This is a genomic window from Mycobacterium canetti CIPT 140010059, assembly GCF_000253375.1.
GTDB classification, from domain to species: domain Bacteria; phylum Actinomycetota; class Actinomycetes; order Mycobacteriales; family Mycobacteriaceae; genus Mycobacterium; species Mycobacterium tuberculosis.
The window spans coordinates 1,779,918-1,799,203 of record NC_015848.1; the positions used below are offsets into that span (position 1 = coordinate 1,779,918).

Here is a 19,286-nt window from a genome sequence, read left to right on the forward strand (position 1 = left end):
AGAAGACACACTTTGCGACACGCCCGAACGGTGTCGGTCCTCGGTCATAGACTGGCGTCCCTATGAGCGGTTCATCTGCGGGGTCCTCCTTCGTGCACCTGCACAACCACACCGAGTATTCGATGCTGGACGGTGCCGCGAAGATCACGCCCATGCTCGCCGAGGTGGAGCGGCTGGGGATGCCCGCGGTGGGGATGACCGACCACGGAAACATGTTCGGTGCCAGCGAGTTCTACAACTCCGCGACCAAGGCCGGGATCAAGCCGATCATCGGCGTCGAGGCATACATCGCGCCCGGCTCGCGGTTCGACACCCGGCGCATCCTGTGGGGTGACCCCAGCCAAAAGGCCGACGACGTCTCCGGCAGCGGCTCCTACACGCACCTGACGATGATGGCCGAGAACGCCACCGGCCTGCGCAACCTGTTCAAGCTGTCCTCGCATGCTTCCTTCGAGGGCCAGCTGAGCAAGTGGTCGCGCATGGACGCCGAGCTCATCGCCGAACACGCCGAGGGCATCATCATCACCACCGGATGCCCGTCGGGGGAGGTGCAGACCCGCCTGCGGCTCGGCCAGGATCGGGAGGCGCTCGAAGCCGCGGCGAAGTGGCGGGAGATCGTCGGACCGGACAACTACTTCCTTGAGCTGATGGACCACGGGCTGACCATCGAACGCCGGGTCCGTGACGGTCTGCTCGAGATCGGACGCGCGCTCAACATTCCGCCTCTTGCCACCAATGACTGCCACTACGTGACCCGCGACGCCGCCCACAACCATGAGGCTTTGTTGTGTGTGCAGACCGGCAAGACCCTCTCGGATCCGAATCGCTTCAAGTTCGACGGTGACGGCTACTACCTGAAGTCGGCCGCCGAGATGCGCCAGATCTGGGACGACGAAGTGCCGGGCGCGTGTGACTCCACCTTGTTGATCGCCGAACGGGTGCAGTCCTACGCCGACGTGTGGACACCGCGCGACCGGATGCCCGTGTTTCCGGTGCCCGATGGGCATGACCAGGCGTCCTGGCTGCGTCACGAGGTGGACGCCGGGCTTCGCCGGCGATTTCCGGCCGGTCCGCCGGACGGGTACCGCGAGCGCGCCGCCTACGAGATCGACGTCATCTGCTCCAAAGGTTTCCCATCGTACTTTCTGATCGTCGCCGACCTGATCAGCTACGCGCGGTCGGCGGGCATAAGGGTGGGTCCCGGCCGCGGCTCGGCCGCCGGCTCGCTGGTCGCCTACGCGCTGGGCATCACCGACATCGACCCGATTCCACACGGTCTGCTGTTCGAGCGGTTCCTCAACCCCGAGCGCACCTCGATGCCCGACATCGATATCGACTTCGACGACCGGCGCCGCGGTGAGATGGTGCGCTACGCAGCCGACAAGTGGGGCCACGACCGGGTCGCGCAGGTCATCACCTTCGGCACCATCAAAACCAAAGCGGCGCTGAAGGATTCGGCGCGAATCCACTACGGGCAGCCCGGGTTCGCCATCGCCGACCGGATCACCAAGGCGTTGCCGCCGGCGATCATGGCCAAAGACATCCCGCTGTCTGGGATCACCGATCCCAGCCACGAACGGTACAAGGAGGCCGCCGAGGTCCGCGGCCTGATCGAAACCGACCCGGACGTACGCACCATCTACCAGACCGCACGCGGGTTGGAAGGCCTGATCCGCAACGCGGGTGTGCACGCCTGCGCGGTGATCATGAGCAGCGAGCCGCTGACTGAGGCCATCCCGTTGTGGAAGCGGCCGCAGGACGGGGCCATCATCACCGGCTGGGATTACCCGGCGTGCGAGGCCATCGGTCTGCTGAAAATGGACTTCCTGGGCCTGCGGAACCTGACGATCATCGGCGACGCGATCGACAACGTCAGGGCCAACAGGGGTATCGACCTCGACCTGGAATCCGTGCCGCTGGACGACAAGGCCACCTATGAGCTGCTGGGCCGCGGCGACACCCTGGGCGTGTTCCAGCTCGACGGCGGGCCCATGCGCGACCTGCTGCGCCGCATGCAGCCGACCGGGTTCGAAGACGTCGTCGCCGTTATCGCGCTGTACCGGCCCGGCCCGATGGGCATGAACGCACACAACGACTATGCCGACCGCAAGAACAACCGGCAGGCCATCAAACCTATTCACCCGGAACTCGAAGAACCGCTGCGCGAGATCCTCGCCGAGACCTACGGCCTCATCGTCTATCAAGAGCAGATCATGCGCATCGCGCAGAAGGTGGCGAGCTACTCGTTGGCCCGCGCCGACATTCTACGCAAGGCCATGGGCAAGAAGAAACGCGAGGTGCTGGAGAAGGAGTTCGAGGGCTTCTCCGATGGCATGCAGGCCAACGGGTTCTCTCCGGCGGCCATCAAGGCGCTGTGGGACACCATCCTGCCGTTCGCTGACTACGCGTTCAACAAGTCACATGCCGCCGGCTACGGCATGGTGTCCTACTGGACGGCCTACCTCAAGGCCAACTATCCCGCCGAGTACATGGCCGGTCTGTTGACGTCGGTCGGCGACGATAAAGACAAGGCCGCGGTTTATCTGGCCGACTGCCGCAAGCTCGGCATCACCGTGCTCCCGCCCGACGTCAACGAATCTGGCTTGAACTTCGCATCGGTCGGCCAAGACATCCGCTACGGGCTGGGCGCGGTGCGCAACGTTGGCGCTAATGTCGTGGGCTCGTTGCTCCAAACCCGCAACGACAAGGGCAAGTTCACCGACTTTTCGGACTACCTGAACAAGATCGACATCTCGGCGTGCAACAAGAAGGTGACCGAATCGCTGATCAAGGCGGGTGCGTTCGACTCGCTGGGGCATGCCCGCAAGGGTCTTTTCCTGGTGCACAGCGATGCGGTGGACTCGGTGCTGGGCACCAAGAAGGCCGAGGCACTGGGGCAGTTCGATCTCTTCGGCAGCAATGATGATGGGACCGGCACCGCAGATCCCGTGTTCACCATCAAGGTGCCCGATGATGAGTGGGAGGACAAACACAAACTCGCCCTAGAGCGCGAGATGCTGGGACTGTACGTCTCGGGGCATCCCCTCAACGGTGTGGCACACTTGCTGGCTGCCCAGGTCGACACCGCGATCCCAGCGATCCTCGACGGCGATGTCCCCAACGATGCCCAAGTGCGGGTGGGCGGCATCCTGGCGTCGGTGAACCGGAGGGTCAACAAAAACGGAATGCCATGGGCTTCAGCGCAATTGGAGGATCTCACGGGCGGCATCGAGGTGATGTTCTTCCCGCACACCTACTCCAGCTATGGTGCCGACATCGTCGACGATGCCGTCGTGCTGGTCAACGCCAAGGTGGCGGTCCGTGACGACCGCATCGCATTGATCGCCAATGACCTCACAGTGCCCGACTTTTCCAACGCCCAGGTGGACCGGCCGCTGGCGGTCAGCTTGCCCACCCGGCAGTGCACCTTTGACAAGGTGAGTGCGCTCAAACAGGTGTTGGCGCGCCACCCCGGCACCTCGCAGGTGCATCTGCGGCTCATCAGCGGAGACCGGATCACCACGCTGGCGCTTGATCAGTCGTTGCGGGTGACGCCGTCGCCGGCGTTGATGGGTGACCTCAAGGAGCTGCTCGGCCCTGGATGTCTAGGGAGTTAGCGAGGCGACCGCCCCCAGCGGTTTCCGCACGATCGCCCGTGAGCGCCGCTAATGGATCCAGCCCGACGCCCGACTGTCCCCGTTGAGATACCCCGAGACCTCGTCGTCGAAGTTGGCGAAGCCCGACATGAGGCTGCCGAAGTTGAAGAAGCCAGAGATCGAGGTTCCCGCATTGACGAAACCCGAAATGTTGGCCGTACCGGTGATCGTGGGTACCGAGTTTCTGAAGCCCGACAGATGGTCACCCACGTTGATGATGCCGGCGTTGTAGTTGCCCACGTTGGCCAGGCCCGAGTTACCGGTGACAAATTCGGCGTGTTCGTCACGGGCGTTGTTATCGAAGCCCGAGTTGAAGGTGCCGGCGTTAGCGTAGCCCGAGTTGTTGGTGCCCGTGTGCAGCCAGCCGGAGTTCTGTACCGGCTGGTTGACCGAGTTGAACAATCCGGTGTTGAGATCGCCCGAGTTGAAGAAGCCGGTGTTGATGTTGCCGGAGTTGAAGTAGCCGGTGTTCACGTTGCCCGAGTTGAAATCGCCCGTGTTCATGCTGCCGGCATTGAAGCTACCCGTGTTGGTATGGCCGGAGTTAAACAGACCCATGCTGCCGGTGACCAGGTTTCCGCCCGAGTTTCCGATTCCGGTGTTCGTGGTGCCCGAGTTGAACCAGCCGGTATTGGTGGTGCCGGAGTTGAACCAGCCGGTGCTGGTGGTGGCCGAGTTGAACCAGCCGGTGCTGAGCTGGCCGGAGTTGCCGATACCGGTACTGAGCTCGCCGGAGTTGCCGAAGCCCGAGCTGCGCTCGGCCGAACTGCCGAACTCCACGCTCAGCGCCCCGACTCCATTGCCCGAGTTTCCCATGCCGATGTTGTTATTGCCCGAGTTGAAAAAGCCGATATTACCGTTGCCCGAGTTCCCGAAGCCGAGGTTCCCGCTACCTGAATTGAGGGCGCCGAAACCTATCTGGTTATCACCGGTGAGCCCGAAGCCGATGTTGTTGTTGCCGCTGTTCCCAAACCCGATGTTATGAGAGCCCTTGTTGCCGAAACCGATATTTCCACTGCCAAGGTTGCCGCTGCCAAAGTTGGTGTCGCCGGTGTTTCCGTTACCAAAGTTGACGTTACCGGTGTTTCCGAACCCGAAATTCGAGTTCCCGGTGTTGCCGCCACCCACGTTGAGATTTCCGGTGTTACCGCCGCCAAAGTTGGTGTCGCCGGTATTTCCACTACCCAGGTTATAGCTGCCGAGGTTGCCGCCGCCCAGGTTATAGCTGCCGATGTTTCCGCTACCCCAGTTGAGCGTGCCCGTGTTTCCACTGCCCGGGTTGAGATCCCCGGTGTTGCCGCCACCCAGGTTGTAGCTGCCGATATTGCCGCTGCCCAGGTTGAGATCACCGATATTGGCGCTGCCCAAGTTGACGCTGCCCGTGTTGGCGCTACCCAGGTTGAAGCTGCCCAGGTTGCCGAGGCCCAGATTGCCGCTGGCCAGATTGAAGCCACCGATGGTGACGTTGCCCAGATCGAGGAACGGAAACCCCGCGATGATCACCGCACCGCCGGGCGTGGCTGCCGCGCTCGGCGACGGTGTGAACGGCGTCAGCGACAAGGCGACCGCCGACGCCTCGCCGTGATAACCGAGCATCGCGGCGACATCGGCGGCCCACATCTGCTCATAGACGGCCTCGACGGCCGCGATGGCCGGGGCGTTTTGCCCCAACAGATTCGAGGCCACCAAGGAGCGCAACCGACCTCGATTGGCGCTCACCGCGCCCGGATGCACCGTCGCCGCCAGCGCCTCCTCGAACGCCGATACCGCCGCCTGGGCTTGACCCGCCGCCTGCTCAGCCTGCGCTGCGGCCGTGGTCAGCCAGCGAGCATAGGACGCGGCCACGCCTGTCATGGCCGCCGACGCTGGACCTTGCCAGGACCCGGTGGCCAACTGCGAGGTCACCGCCGAAAATGCGGCCGCCGCCGAACCCAAGTCGCCGGCCAGCCCGGTCCAGGCCGACGCGGCCGCCAACATCGGTCCCGGCCCGGCACCAGCGAACATCAGCGCCGAATTGATCTCCGGCGGCAACACCGAAAAATTCATCACAACCATCCCGTCAGCCGGCCACACCCACCGGGTTTCACGGCGCTGTCTGGCCCCAACCGCAGCGAAGCCTACGAAAAAGCCGTGCGCTTCGGACGGGCGCAGGTTAAATCCAGGTAACGCGTGACGAATCTCGCGAGGAGCCTCCTTGCGGCCATGGGCCGCCACGGGTCTCGTTTTGGTCGCGGCCCCGTGCTTCCGCGTCCTTCGATTGTCGACGTACGCTCACCGATGTGACCTGGGCCATACTGATCCGCTGCCAAGGAGGACGGAAATGACCACAACAGAGCGCCCGACAACCATGTGCGAGGCGTTCCAGCGCACCGCCGTCATGGACCCGGACGCCGTTGCGCTACGGACCCCCGGCGGTAACCAGACAATGACATGGCGAGACTACGCGGCGCAGGTGCGGCGGGTCGCTGCCGGCCTGGCAGGTTTGGGAGTTCGGCGCGGCGACACGGTCTCGCTGATGATGGCGAACCGGATCGAGTTCTACCCGCTCGACGTCGGTGCTCAGCACGTCGGCGCCACCTCGTTTTCGGTGTACAACACCCTGCCCGCCGAGCAGCTGACCTACGTGTTCGATAACGCGGGGACCAAGGTGGTCATCTGCGAGCAACAGTACGTCGATCGCGTTCGCGCCAGCGGTGTGCCCATCGAACACATCGTCTGCGTCGATTGCGCGCCCCCCGGCACGCTCTCGCTGACGGATTTGTACGCGGCCGCCTCCGGCGACTTCTTCGACTTCGAGTCGACGTGGCGTGCCGTACAACCCGAGGACATTGTCACCCTCATCTACACGTCCGGCACAACGGGAAACCCTAAGGGTGTGGAGATGACCCACGCCAACCTGCTGTTCGAGGGGTATGCCATCGACGAGGTGCTCGGAATCCGGTTTGGCGATCGGGTGACGTCCTTCCTGCCATCGGCGCACATCGCCGATCGGATGACCGGGCTGTACCTGCAGGAGATGTTCGGCACCCAGGTCACCGCGGTGGCCGACGCGCGCACGATCGCAGCCGCGCTCCCCGACGTGCGGCCAACCGTGTGGGGGGCCGTTCCCCGGGTTTGGGAAAAGCTTAAGGCCGGAATCGAATTCACCGTCGCTCGTGAGACCGACGAGATGAAGCGGCAGGCGTTGGCGTGGGCGATGTCGGTGGCTGGCAAACGCGCCAACGCCCTGCTCGCAGGTGAACCTATGTCGGATCAGCTGGTCGCCGAATGGGCCAAAGCCGACGAGTTGGTGTTGTCCAAGTTGCGCGAGCGGCTGGGCTTCGGCGAGCTGCGGTGGGCCCTGTCCGGAGCGGCGCCGATCCCCAAGGAGACGCTCGCGTTCTTCGCAGGTATCGGCATCCCAATCGCCGAGATTTGGGGAATGTCGGAGCTGAGCTGCGTTGCCACCGCCAGCCATCCCCGCGACGGGCGGCTGGGCACCGTCGGAAAACTACTTCCCGGGCTGCAGGGCAAGCTCGCCGAAGACGGTGAGTACCTGGTCCGCGGTCCGCTGGTGATGAAGGGTTATCGCAAAGAACCGGCCAAGACCGCGGAGGCGATCGACTCCGACGGCTGGCTACACACCGGAGATGTCTTCGATATCGACTCCGACGGCTATCTGCGGGTGGTGGACCGCAAGAAGGAGCTGATCATCAATGCGGCCGGAAAAAACATGTCGCCGGCCAACATCGAGAACACCATCCTGGCCGCGTGCCCCATGGTCGGGGTGATGATGGCAATCGGTGACGGGCGACCGTATAACACCGCGCTGTTGGTCTTCGACGCCGACTCTCTCGGTCCGTATGCGGCCCAGCGTGGCCTCGATGCCTCGCCCGCGGCTCTGGCGGCTGACCCGGAGGTGATCGCGCGCATCGCCGCCGGCGTGGCCGAGGGCAACGCCAAATTATCGCGGGTCGAACAGATCAAGCGGTTCCGCATATTGCCCACCCTGTGGGAGCCCGGCGGTGACGAGATAACCCTGACGATGAAACTCAAGCGCCGTCGAATCGCCGCGAAATATTCCGCGGAGATCGAGGAGCTCTACGCCAGCGAGCTGAGACCGCAGGTTTACGAGCCCGCTGCCGTGCCATCGACACAACCGGCATGACGGGGGGATAGCCAGTGACTGCACGGGAGGTGGGCCGCATCGGACTGCGAAAGTTGCTGCAGCGCACCGGTATTGTGGCTGAATCAATGACGCCGCTAGCGACCGATCCCGTTGAGGTTACCCAACTGCTGGAAGCCCGATGGTATGACGAGCGGCTGCGTGCGCTGGCCGACGAGCTCGGACGCGATCCGGACAGCGTGCGCGCCGAGGCGGCAGGCTACCTGCGGGAGATGGCCGCCTCGCTGGATGAGCGGGCCGTGCAGGCATGGCGCGGCTTCAGTCGCTGGCTCATGCGCGCCTACGACGTACTGGTCGACGAGGACCAGATCACGCAGCTGCGCAAGCTTGATCGCAAAGCCACCCTGGCGTTCGCGTTCTCGCATCGTTCGTACTTGGATGGGATGCTGCTGCCCGAGGCGATCCTGGCCAACCGGCTCTCGCCGGCGCTGACCTTCGGCGGGGCGAACCTGAACTTCTTTCCGATGGGCGCTTGGGCCAAACGTACCGGGGCTATCTTCATTCGGCGTCAGACGAAAGATATTCCCGTCTACCGCTTCGTATTACGTGCTTACGCCGCGCAGCTGGTGCAAAACCATGTCAACCTCACCTGGTCGATCGAAGGGGGTCGGACCAGAACGGGCAAGCTACGGCCACCGGTGTTCGGGATCCTGCGTTACATCACCGATGCGGTCGACGAAATCGACGGTCCCGAAGTGTATTTGGTGCCGACCTCGATCGTGTACGACCAGCTGCACGAGGTGGAAGCCATGACCACCGAGGCCTATGGCGCGGTGAAACGACCCGAAGACCTGCGCTTTCTGGTCCGGTTGGCGCGACAGCAGGGCGAGCGACTGGGCCGCGCCTATCTCGACTTCGGCGAACCGCTGCCGCTTCGCAAGCGCCTGCAGGAGATGCGCGCCGACAAGTCGGGCACCGGCAGCGAGATCGAACGGATCGCGTTGGATGTCGAGCACCGGATCAACCGCGCCACACCGGTTACCCCCACCGCGGTGGTGAGTCTGGCCCTGCTGGGCGCGGACCGCTCGTTGTCCATCAGCGAGGTGTTGGCGACGGTTCGCCCGTTGGCCAGCTACATAGCTGCCCGCAACTGGGCGGTGGCCGGCGCCGCCGATCTGACGAATCGCTCGACGATCCGGTGGACCTTGCATCAGATGGTTGCTTCCGGCGTGGTGAGTGTCTACGACGCGGGCACCGAGGCGGTGTGGGGCATCGGCGAGGACCAGCACCTGGTGGCGGCGTTTTACCGCAACACCGCGATCCATATCCTGGTCGATCGGGCCGTCGCCGAGTTGGCGTTGCTGGCGGCCGCAGAGACCACAACAAACGGCTCGGTTTCCCCGGCGACCGTGCGTGATGAGGCGTTGAGCCTTCGCGACTTGCTGAAGTTCGAGTTCTTGTTTTCTGGCCGTGCCCAGTTTGAGAAAGACCTCGCAAACGAGGTACTGCTGATCGGGTCGGTGGTCGACACCTCCAAGCCCGCGGCCGCAGCCGATGTGTGGCGGCTGCTGGAATCGGCCGATGTGCTGCTGGCCCACCTGGTGCTGCGGCCGTTTCTCGATGCTTACCACATTGTCGCCGATCGGCTGGCCGCCCATGAAGACGACTCTTTCGACGAGGAAGGGTTTCTGGCCGAGTGTCTACAGGTCGGCAAGCAGTGGGAGCTGCAGCGCAATATCGCCAGCGCCGAGTCCAGGTCGATGGAGCTGTTCAAGACCGCACTGCGCCTGGCTCGCCATCGCGAGCTGGTCGACGGTGCCGATGCGACGGACATCGCCAAACGCCGACAGCAGTTCGCCGACGAGATAGCCACGGCAACCAGGCGGGTAAACACAATCGCAGAACTGGCCCGCAGGCAATGAGCGACAAATGCGGCCGCCAGGGCCGCTGCGCCGTCCAGCGAACGGGTCAAACGGTGGACGCGCCATCCCCCCGGGCATAGTCTGAATGTGATCTAGGTCACGTGCCAGCACCGGAGGAGGCGGGACTATGGTCGCGACCACTACGCACTTCCCGAAGCAAAAAGCGCCCTGCGGGCACATGGTTGACGGCGATCACCACATCGAGCGCGACGACGAAGGCCTTGCCTACGACGACCTCAAGTTTTCCTGCGGCTGCCGCGAAATCCGGCATTTCTACCACGACGGATCCATGCGGGTACGCACGATTCGACACGACGGCAAGGTGTTGAAGGACGAGCACAGCGGCGATCACGAAGCGTGAACCAGCGCGATGACCGCCCAACACAACATCGTGGTTATCGGCGGCGGTGGTGCGGGTCTGCGCGCCGCGATTGCGATAGCCGAAACCAATCCGCACCTGGATGTGGCGATCGTTTCCAAGGTGTACCCGATGCGCAGCCACACCGTCTCGGCTGAGGGCGGCGCCGCGGCGGTGACCGGTGACGACGACAGCCTCGATGAACACGCGCACGACACGGTATCCGGTGGCGACTGGCTGTGTGACCAAGATGCGGTCGAGGCTTTCGTGGCCGAGGCGCCCAAAGAGTTGGTGCAGCTCGAGCATTGGGGCTGTCCGTGGAGCCGTAAACCAGACGGGCGCGTTGCCGTTCGCCCGTTCGGCGGGATGAAGAAGCTGCGCACCTGGTTTGCCGCCGACAAGACGGGATTTCACCTCCTGCACACGTTGTTTCAACGGCTGCTCACCTATTCCGACGTCATGCGCTATGACGAGTGGTTCGCTACGACGCTGCTGGTCGACGACGGCAGGGTATGTGGTCTGGTCGCTATCGAGTTGGCGACGGGGCGCATCGAGACGATCCTTGCCGACGCGGTGATTCTGTGCACCGGCGGATGCGGGCGGGTATTTCCATTCACCACCAACGCGAACATCAAGACCGGCGACGGCATGGCGCTCGCATTCCGCGCGGGCGCGCCCCTAAAAGACATGGAATTCGTCCAATACCACCCCACCGGACTGCCGTTCACCGGGATCTTGATCACCGAGGCCGCACGAGCTGAAGGCGGCTGGTTGCTCAACAAGGACGGCTACCGCTACCTCCAGGATTACGACCTCGGCAAGCCCACGCCCGAGCCCAGGCTGCGCAGTATGGAGCTCGGGCCCAGGGACCGACTGTCGCAGGCCTTCGTACACGAGCACAACAAAGGAAGGACGGTCGACACCCCGTACGGCCCCGTCGTCTATCTAGACCTGCGGCACCTGGGGGCGGACCTGATCGATGCAAAGTTGCCGTTCGTACGTGAGCTGTGCCGCGACTACCAGCACATCGACCCCGTGGTCGAATTGGTCCCGGTGCGACCGGTAGTGCACTACATGATGGGTGGCGTTCACACCGATATCAACGGCGCCACAACGCTTCCCGGGCTATATGCCGCAGGTGAAACAGCCTGCGTGAGCATTAATGGCGCCAACCGCCTGGGGTCGAACTCGCTGCCCGAGCTGCTGGTGTTCGGGGCTCGAGCGGGCCGTGCCGCCGCGGATTACGCAGCGCGCCACCAAAAGTCGGACCGTGGCCCGTCGTCGGCAGTGCGGGCTCAGGCCCGCACCGAGGCTCTACGGCTAGAGCGTGAGCTCAGCCGCCATGGCCAGGGAGGCGAACGAATCGCGGATATTCGGGCGGACATGCAGGCCACCTTGGAAAGCGCCGCGGGTATTTATCGTGACGGACCCACCCTCACCAAAGCGGTCGAGGAGATTCGGGTGCTGCAGGAACGATTCGCCACGGCGGGCATCGACGATCACAGCCGCACATTCAACACCGAGCTGACTGCGCTGCTCGAGTTGTCGGGGATGCTCGACGTTGCACTGGCGATCGTCGAATCTGGTTTGCGCCGAGAAGAATCCCGTGGCGCACACCAGCGAACCGACTTTCCGAACCGGGACGACGAGCATTTCTTGGCGCACACCTTGGTTCATAGAGAAAGCGACGGAACGCTGCGGGTCGGCTACCTTCCGGTCACTATCACTCGCTGGCCACCGGGCGAACGCGTGTATGGGAGGTAAGGATGATGGATCGAATTGTCATGGAGGTCTCCCGGTATCGGCCCGAGATCGAATCGGCCCCGACATTTCAGGCCTACGAGGTTCCCCTCACCCGCGAATGGGCGGTGTTGGACGGCCTGACCTACATCAAGGATCACCTCGACGGAACACTCTCCTTCCGCTGGTCGTGCCGGATGGGTATCTGCGGCAGTAGTGGTATGACGATCAACGGCGACCCAAAGCTGGCGTGCGCGACATTCCTTGCCGATTACCTACCCGGGCCGGTGCGGGTGGAGCCGATGCGAAACTTCCCGGTGATCCGCGATCTCGTTGTCGACATCAGTGACTTCATGGCCAAGCTGCCCAGTGTGAAGCCGTGGCTCGTCCGGCATGATGAACCGCCCGTCGAAGACGGCGAATACCGGCAGACCCCGGCCGAACTCGATGCATTCAAGCAGTTCAGCATGTGTATCAACTGCATGTTGTGCTACTCGGCGTGCCCGGTGTACGCGCTGGACCCCGATTTCCTCGGTCCGGCGGCGATCGCGCTGGGGCAGCGGTACAACCTGGACTCGCGCGACCAAGGTGCGGCGTATCGCAGGGATGTCCTGGCCGCGGCCGACGGCGCTTGGGCGTGCACCCTGGTGGGCGAATGTTCGACGGCTTGTCCGAAAGGCGTCGATCCTGCCGGCGCGATCCAGCGCTACAAGCTGACCGCGGCCACGCACGCACTGAAGAAGTTGCTGTTCCCTTGGGGGAACGGATGACCGCCTATCGCCAGCCGGTCGAAAGGTACTGGTGGGCGAGACGGCGGTCTTACCTGCTATTCATGCTTCGCGAAATCAGTTGCATCTTCGTGGCGTGGTTTGTTCTCTATCTGGTGCTGGTATTGCGCGCCGTTGGCGCGGGCGGGAATTCCTACCAGCGGTTTTTGGACTTCAGCGCCAATCCGGTTGTCGTAGTGCTGAACGTCGTCGCGTTGAGTTCCCTGCTGCTGCATGCTGTTACCTGGTTCGGATCGGCACCGCGCGCGATGGTGATTCAGGTTCGCGGCCGCCGGGTACCCGCTCGCGCGGTCCGTGCTGGGCACTACGCGGCATGGCTGGTGGTTTCGGTGATTGTTGCCTGGATGGTGCTGTCATGACTCCCTCGACATCGGATGCCAGGCCGCGCCGACGCTCGGCGGAGCCCTTCCTGTGGCTGCTGTTCAGCGCCGGGGGCATGGTCACCGCCCTGGTTGCGCCCGTCCTGCTGTTGCTGTTCGGACTCGCGTTTCCGCTTGGGTGGCTCGACGCGCCCGACCACGGGCACCTACTGGCGATGGTGCGCAACCCGATCACCAAGCTTGTTGTGCTGGTCCTGGTGGTACTGGCCCTGTTCCATGCGGCGCACCGGTTCCGGTTCGTGCTCGACCATGGGCTGCAACTGGGCCGGTTCGACCGAGTGATCGCCCTGTGGTGTTACGGCATGGCCGTGTTGGGCTCGGCGACGGCGGGTTGGATGTTGCTCACCATGTAAAGTCGCTGGCCGGGCGCTTTGGCCGCCGGCACGGTACGGTACTGACCTGTACCACCACAACGGTTCTATGGTAGGCGCTGTGACCCAGATAGCGGATCGGCCTACAGACCCCTCGCCCTGGTCGCCGCGAGAGACCGAGTTACTGGCGGTGACACTACGGCTGCTGCAGGAGCACGGTTATGACCGGCTAACAGTGGATGCCGTTGCGGCGAGCGCCCGCGCCAGCAAGGCAACGGTCTACCGGCGCTGGCCGTCGAAAGCCGAATTGGTGCTGGCCGCGTTCATCGAGGGCATCCGCCAGGTCGCGGTCCCGCCCAATACCGGCAACCTGCGCGACGACTTGCTGCGACTGGGGGAGCTGATCTGTCGGGAGGTGGGCCAACACGCCAGCACCATCCGCGCGGTGCTCGTCGAAGTGTCGCGCAATCCTGCCCTCAACGACGTTTTGCAGCATCAGTTCGTCGACCACCGTAAGGCCCTGATCCAGTACATCTTGCAGCAGGCCGTCGACCGCGGTGAGATCTCCAGCGCGGCCATCAGCGATGAACTCTGGGACCTGCTACCCGGCTACCTCATCTTCCGGTCCATCATCCCCAACCGGCCGCCCACCCAGGACACGGTGCAAGCCCTCGTCGACGACGTGATACTCCCCAGCCTCACCCGATCCACCGGTTGAGTCAGCGGTGCGAATGGCTGGGCACCGTTGTGGTGTCCGGTCCCGTACCGTACTGTTGAATCCGCGGATCCCCGCCTGAAGTACGGGGCGTGGTCGCGCCCCGGGCAATAGCGTCGCCGGTTATCGAAAGGCTAACGGGTGCAGGGGATTTCAGTGACTGGCCTGGTCAAACGCGGCTGGATGGTGCTGGTTGCCGTGGCGGTGGTGGCGGTCGCGGGATTCAGCGTCTATCGGTTGCACGGCATCTTCGGCTCGCACGACACCACCTCGACCGCCGGTGGTGTCGCGAATGACATCAAGCCGTTCAACCCCAAACAGGTAACCCTCGAGGTCTTTGGCGCTCCCGGAACCGTGGCAACGATCAATTATCTGGACGTGGATGCCACACCTCGGCAAGTCCTGGACACGACCCTGCCGTGGTCATACACGATCACGACGACCCTGCCCGCGGTCTTCGCCAATGTTGTCGCGCAAGGCGACAGCAATTCCATCGGCTGCCGCATCACCGTCAACGGTGTAGTCAAGGACGAAAGGATCGTCAACGAAGTGCGCGCCTATACCTTCTGCCTCGACAAGTCCTCATGAGCAACCACCACCGCCCGCGGCCTTGGTTGCCGCACACCATCCGACGGCTTTCGTTGCCGATCTTGCTGTTTTGGGTGGGTGTGGCCGCCATTACCAATGCCGCCGTGCCGCAATTGGAGGTGGTCGGGGAGGCGCATAACGTCGCACAGAGCTCCCCGGATGCCCCGTCGCTGCAGGCGATGAAACGGATCGGCAAGGTGTTCCACGAGTTCGATTCCGACAGTGCGGCCATGATCGTCTTGGAAGGCGATAAGCCGCTCGGCAACGACGCCCACCGGTTCTACGACACCCTGCTCAGCAACCTTTCAAACGACACCAAACACGTCGAGCACGTTCAGGACTTCTGGGGCGATCCGCTGACCGCGGCCGGCTCGCAAAGCACCGACGGCAAAGCCGCCTACGTTCAGGTCTATCTCGCCGGCAACCAAGGCGAGGCGTTGTCAATCGAGTCCGTCGACGCGGTGCGCGACATCGTCGCCCATACGCCACCACCGGCCGGGGTCAAGGCCTACGTCACCGGCGCGGCCCCGCTCATGGCCGATCAGTTTCAGGTGGGCAGCAAAGGAACCGCGAAAGTTACCGGGATAACTCTGGTTGTGATCGCGGTGATGTTGCTCTTCGTATACCGTTCCGTCGTCACCATGGTCCTGGTGCTTATCACGGTTCTTATTGAGTTGGCCGCGGCCCGCGGGATCGTCGCTTTTCTCGGAAACGCCGGGGTAATCGGGCTGTCGACATACTCGACGAATCTGCTCACACTATTGGTAATCGCGGCGGGCACAGACTACGCGATTTTTGTCCTCGGCCGCTATCACGAGGCGCGCTACGCCGCACAGGATCGGGAAACGGCCTTCTACACGATGTATCGCGGGACCGCCCACGTCGTCTTGGGCTCGGGTCTGACCGTTGCCGGCGCGGTGTATTGCCTGAGCTTTACCCGGCTACCCTATTTTCAAAGCCTGGGCATTCCCGCCTCAATAGGGGTGATGATTGCGTTGGCAGCCGCGCTCAGCCTGGCCCCATCCGTGCTCATCTTGGGCAGTCGTTTCGGTTGTTTCGAACCCAAGCGCAGGATGAGGACCAGGGGATGGCGGCGCATCGGCACGGCCATCGTGCGTTGGCCGGGACCCATCCTGGCAGTGGCGTGCGCAATTGCGGTGGTGGGTCTGCTCGCGCTGCCGGGATACAAAACGAGCTACGACGCTCGCCATTACATGCCCGCCACCGCCCCGGCCAATATTGGCTACATGGCCGCGGAGCGACATTTTCCCCAAGCGCGGCTGAATCCCGAACTACTGATGATCGAGACGGATCACGATATGCGCAATCCGGCCGACATGCTCATCTTGGATAGGATCGCCAAGGCTGTCTTCCATCTGCCCGGGATAGGGCTGGTGCAGGCCATGACCCGGCCGCTAGGAACCCCGATTGACCACAGCTCGATACCGTTTCAGATCAGCATGCAAAGCGTCGGCCAGATTCAGAATCTCAAGTATCAGAGGGACCGAGCAGCCGACTTGCTGAAGCAGGCCGAAGAGCTGGGGAAGACGATCGAAATCTTGCAGCGCCAATATGCCCTACAGCAGGAACTCGCGGCCGCTACTCACGAGCAAGCCGAAAGCTTTCACCAAACGATCGCCACGGTAAACGAACTGCGAGATAGGATCGCCAATTTCGACGATTTCTTCAGGCCGATTCGTAGTTACTTTTACTGGGAAAAGCACTGCTACGATATCCCGAGCTGCTGGGCGCTGAGATCCGTCTTTGACACGATCGACGGTATCGACCAACTCGGCGAGCAGCTGGCCAGCGTGACCGTAACCTTGGACAAGTTGGCTGCGATCCAGCCTCAATTGGTGGCGCTGCTACCAGACCAGATCGCCAGCCAGCAGATCAATCGGGAACTGGCGCTGGCTAACTACGCCACCATGTCCGGGATCTATGCCCAGACGGCGGCCTTGATCGAAAACGCTGCCGCCATGGGACAAGCCTTTGACGCCGCCAAGAACGACGACTCCTTCTATCTGCCGCCGGAGGCTTTTGACAACCCAGATTTCCAGCGCGGCCTGAAATTGTTCCTGTCGGCAGACGGTAAGGCGGCTCGGATGATCATCTCCCATGAAGGCGATCCCGCCACCCCCGAAGGCATTTCGCATATCGACGCGATCAAGCAGGCGGCCCACGAGGCCGTGAAGGGCACTCCCATGGCGGGTGCTGGGATCTATCTGGCCGGCACGGCCGCCACCTTCAAGGACATTCAAGACGGCGCCACCTACGACCTCCTGATCGCCGGAATAGCCGCGCTGAGCTTGATTTTGCTCATCATGATGATCATTACCCGAAGCCTGGTTGCGGCGCTGGTGATCGTGGGCACGGTGGCGCTGTCGTTGGGCGCTTCTTTTGGCCTGTCCGTGCTGGTGTGGCAGCATCTTCTCGGTATCCAGTTGTACTGGATCGTGCTCGCGCTGGCCGTCATCCTGCTCCTGGCCGTGGGATCGGACTATAACTTGCTGCTGATTTCCCGATTCAAGGAGGAGATCGGTGCAGGTTTGAACACCGGCATCATCCGTGCGATGGCCGGCACCGGCGGGGTGGTGACCGCTGCCGGCCTGGTGTTCGCCGCCACTACGTCTTCGTTCGTGTTCAGTGATTTGCGGGTCCTCGGTCAGATCGGGACCACCATTGGTCTTGGGCTGCTGTTCGACACGCTGGTGGTGCGCGCGTTCATGACCCCGTCCATCGCGGTGCTGCTCGGGCGCTGGTTCTGGTGGCCGCAACGAGTGCGCCCGCGCCCTGCCAGCAGGATGCTTCGGCCGTACGGCCCGCGGCCCGTGGTTCGTGAATTGCTGCTGCGCGAGGGCAACGATGACCCGAGAACTCAGGTGGCTACCCACCGTTAAGGTGGTGGGATGCCGCTTTCAGGGGAATATGCGCCGAGCCCGCTCGACTGGTCGCGCGAGCAAGCCGACACGTATATGAAGTCCGGCGGAACCGAGGGCACACAGCTGCAGGGAAAGCCGGTCATCCTGCTCACCACCGTCGGGGCGAAGACCGGCAAACTCCGTAAGACCCCGCTGATGCGCGTCGAGCACGACGGCGAGTACGCGATCGTCGCCTCGCTGGGTGGGGCGCCGAAAAATCCGGTCTGGTACCACAACGTCGTGAAGAACCCACGGGTCGAGCTGCAGGACGGCACCGTGACCGGCGACTACGACGCCCGCGAGGTGTTCGGTGACGAGAAGGCCATCTGGTGGCAGCGCGCCGTGGCGGTCTGGCCGGACTATGCCAGCTACCAGACCAAGACGGACCGCCAGATTCCGGTGTTCGTGCTGACCCCGGTGCGCGCGGGCGGCTAGCCATTGGGATAGGGCGGCGTGGCACCATTGACCGGTGTCCGCCGAACTGAGCCAGAGCCCGAGCAGCTCGCCGCTGTTTTCACTATCTGGGGCAGACATCGACCGTGCCGCCAAGCGGATCGCACCGGTAGTCACGCCCACCCCGTTGCAACCTAGCGATCGGTTGTCGGCGATCACTGGCGCCACGGTCTACCTCAAGCGCGAAGACTTGCAGACGGTGCGCTCTTATAAGCTACGCGGAGCGTACAACCTGTTGGTGCAGTTGTCCGATGAGGAACTGGCCGCGGGCGTGGTGTGTTCTTCTGCGGGCAACCACGCGCAGGGCTTCGCGTATGCGTGTCGCTGTCTGGGTGTGCACGGCCGGGTCTACGTACCTGCCAAAACCCCCAAGCAGAAGCGTGACCGGATCCGCTACCACGGCGGGGAGTTCATCGACCTGATCGTGGGTGGGTCGACCTATGATCTGGCTGCGGCGGCGGCCCTTGAGGACGTGGAACGCACCGGGGCCACGCTGGTACCGCCGTTTGACGACCTGCGCACCATCGCCGGCCAGGGCACGATAGCCGTCGAAGTGCTTGGCCAGCTCGAGGACGAGCCGGACCTGGTGGTGGTCCCGGTGGGTGGCGGCGGCTGCATCGCGGGGATCACCACCTACCTGGCCGAGCGGACGACCAACACCGCGGTGCTGGGCGTCGAGCCGGCTGGTGCGGCCGCCATGATGGCCGCGCTCGCGGCGGGCGAGCCGGTGACGCTGGACCATGTCGACCAGTTCGTCGACGGCGCCGCGGTGAACCGGGCGGGCACGCTGACCTATGCCGCGCTAGCCGCCGCCGGCGACATGGTTTCGCTCACCACCGTCGACGAGGGTGCGGTGTGCACGGCGATGCTCGATCTGTATCAGAACGAGGGCATCATCGCCGAACCGGCCGGTGCCCTGTCGGTCGCCGGTCTGTTGGAAGCCGACATCGAGCCCGGGTCCACCGTGGTGTGCCTGATTTCGGGCGGCAACAACGACGTGTCCCGTTACGGGGAGGTGTTGGAGCGCTCGCTGGTCCACCTGGGCCTCAAGCACTATTTCCTGGTCGACTTCCCGCAGGAGCCCGGTGCGCTGCGCCGGTTTCTCGACGACGTGCTCGGACCCAACGACGACATCACCTTGTTCGAGTACGTCAAGCGCAACAACCGGGAGACCGGTGAGGCGCTGGTGGGTATCGAGCTGGGATCGGCCGCGGATCTAGACGGTCTGCTGGCCCGGATGCGGGCGACCGACATTCACGTCGAGGCGTTGGAACCGGGGTCGCCGGCTTACCGCTATCTGCTGTAGCGAGGCGTCGGCGCGACCGTGCCGACAAACCTCGCATGTGTAT

At 63.5% G+C, this 19,286-nt stretch carries 14 protein-coding genes; 13 read left to right on the forward strand and 1 reads right to left on the reverse strand.

Features of this window, described 5'->3' with window-relative positions; genetic code table 11:
- Window positions 1-62 precede the first annotated feature (62 nt).
- Entirely contained in the window at window positions 63-3,617 is a 3,555-nt protein-coding gene (gene dnaE, locus MCAN_RS08240; protein WP_014000817.1) for a DNA polymerase III subunit alpha, read from the forward strand.
- A 48-nt stretch (window positions 3,618-3,665) separates the two neighbouring features.
- On the opposite strand, the gene MCAN_RS08245 is transcribed toward dnaE, so the two are convergent.
- Entirely contained in the window at window positions 3,666-5,702 is a 2,037-nt protein-coding gene (locus MCAN_RS08245; protein ID WP_014000818.1) for a PPE family protein, read from the reverse strand.
- A 274-nt stretch (window positions 5,703-5,976) separates the two neighbouring features.
- Between MCAN_RS08245 and fadD11 the strand changes: the two genes are divergently transcribed.
- The 12 genes from fadD11 (at window position 5,977) to ilvA (ending at window position 19,243) form a co-directional block, all read left to right on the forward strand.
- A complete protein-coding gene (gene fadD11, locus MCAN_RS08250; protein ID WP_041180066.1) occupies window positions 5,977-7,803 on the forward strand; it encodes a fatty acid--CoA ligase FadD11 in 1,827 nt (608 codons plus the stop codon).
- 14 nt (window positions 7,804-7,817) lie between these two features.
- The gene (locus MCAN_RS08255) at window positions 7,818-9,683 is read left to right on the forward strand and encodes a lysophospholipid acyltransferase (RefSeq protein ID WP_014000820.1); all 1,866 of its coding nucleotides are present in this window, start codon (window positions 7,818-7,820) and stop codon (window positions 9,681-9,683) included.
- Window positions 9,684-9,810: 127 nt separating this feature from the next.
- Window positions 9,811-10,044, forward strand: coding sequence for a hypothetical protein (locus tag MCAN_RS08260; RefSeq protein WP_003407763.1), 234 nt, complete (start codon window positions 9,811-9,813; stop codon window positions 10,042-10,044).
- A 9-nt stretch (window positions 10,045-10,053) separates the two neighbouring features.
- Entirely contained in the window at window positions 10,054-11,805 is a 1,752-nt protein-coding gene (frdA, locus tag MCAN_RS08265) for a fumarate reductase (quinol) flavoprotein subunit (protein ID WP_003898925.1), read from the forward strand.
- A 2-nt stretch (window positions 11,806-11,807) separates the two neighbouring features.
- Window positions 11,808-12,551: a succinate dehydrogenase iron-sulfur subunit gene (sdhB, locus tag MCAN_RS08270; protein ID WP_014000821.1), complete on the forward strand. Its 744-nt coding sequence runs from the start codon at window positions 11,808-11,810 to the stop codon at window positions 12,549-12,551.
- Window positions 12,548-12,928: a fumarate reductase subunit C gene (locus MCAN_RS08275; protein WP_014000822.1), complete on the forward strand. Its 381-nt coding sequence runs from the start codon at window positions 12,548-12,550 to the stop codon at window positions 12,926-12,928. Before sdhB ends, MCAN_RS08275 begins: the two co-directional genes overlap by 4 nt.
- Window positions 12,925-13,302, forward strand: a complete 378-nt coding sequence (gene frdD / locus MCAN_RS08280; protein ID WP_014000823.1) for a fumarate reductase subunit FrdD — start codon at window positions 12,925-12,927, stop codon at window positions 13,300-13,302. Before MCAN_RS08275 ends, frdD begins: the two co-directional genes overlap by 4 nt.
- Window positions 13,303-13,369: 67 nt before the next feature.
- Window positions 13,370-13,978, forward strand: coding sequence for a TetR/AcrR family transcriptional regulator (locus MCAN_RS08285; RefSeq protein ID WP_003407773.1), 609 nt, complete (start codon window positions 13,370-13,372; stop codon window positions 13,976-13,978).
- Window positions 13,979-14,116: 138 nt separating this feature from the next.
- On the forward strand, window positions 14,117-14,563 hold the full coding sequence (locus MCAN_RS08290; protein WP_003903500.1) for an MmpS family transport accessory protein: 447 nt from the start codon (window positions 14,117-14,119) through the stop codon (window positions 14,561-14,563).
- On the forward strand, window positions 14,560-17,463 hold the full coding sequence (locus tag MCAN_RS08295; protein ID WP_014000824.1) for an MMPL/RND family transporter: 2,904 nt from the start codon (window positions 14,560-14,562) through the stop codon (window positions 17,461-17,463). Before MCAN_RS08290 ends, MCAN_RS08295 begins: the two co-directional genes overlap by 4 nt.
- A gap of 9 nt (window positions 17,464-17,472) precedes the next feature.
- Complete coding sequence (locus tag MCAN_RS08300) at window positions 17,473-17,919, forward strand: F420H(2)-dependent quinone reductase (RefSeq protein ID WP_014000825.1); 447 nt, start codon at window positions 17,473-17,475, stop codon at window positions 17,917-17,919.
- Between the two features lie 34 nt (window positions 17,920-17,953).
- Complete coding sequence (ilvA, locus tag MCAN_RS08305; RefSeq protein WP_003407781.1) at window positions 17,954-19,243, forward strand: threonine ammonia-lyase; 1,290 nt, start codon at window positions 17,954-17,956, stop codon at window positions 19,241-19,243.
- The last annotated feature ends 43 nt before the right edge of the window (window positions 19,244-19,286 follow it).